Source organism: Oleiphilus sp. HI0128 (assembly GCF_001635365.1).
In genome coordinates this window covers 1-554 of the sequence record NZ_LWGG01001140.1, presented here as the reverse complement: position 1 = coordinate 554, position 554 = coordinate 1, and the positions used below count along the sequence as shown (strand labels likewise).

The following is a 554-nucleotide window of genomic DNA, read 5'->3' as shown; positions in this document are numbered from 1 at the left end:
TACTACCCGGCAATTGGCGGAAGTATCTCCTCTTGAAGAAGATGTGTCAAAGCTTGAGAAGCTTAGTCCTGAAGAGAAGCAGAGCAAAGAGAATGAGACAGCGGAAAAGAAAGCCAAAAAAGAAAGTCAGGCCGCTACTAAGCAGATAGAGCCAGAATCACCTTTGCAAAAACAAGCTGAAAAGGCATCCCAAAAAAAGCTCGGGCAGCCTTCCGATAAAACACAGGCTAAGCAAAAAGAGAGGCAAACTTCGCAGAAGTCGGTGGAAGCTTTGGAGCAAGAGTATTCAACTGAGCCTTCAAGTATGCGCTCAAGGGATGAGTTGGAGAAGAGTAGCGATAAGGCTTCGAAGAATACATACTCTCCTATGAAAGATAGTGCAGCGGCTTCGGCTAAAGAAGATCAACAGGATGGCGTGGGAAAAAATGCGCTTGAACAACTAGAGCAAGCAGCTGGTGGAGAAAAAGCAGGCACGAAGTATTTAAAAGATAAAGATGATGAAGACCCTTCCTTGGAAATAAATGGAGTGCTTAGTGATAGCGATACTGAAGGTA

1 protein-coding gene is annotated in these 554 nt (G+C 44.6%); it reads left to right on the top strand.

Features of this window, described 5'->3' with window-relative positions:
* The coding region (locus A3763_RS28900) for a hypothetical protein (protein WP_197482990.1) at positions 1–554 on the top strand (554 nt) is incomplete at both ends.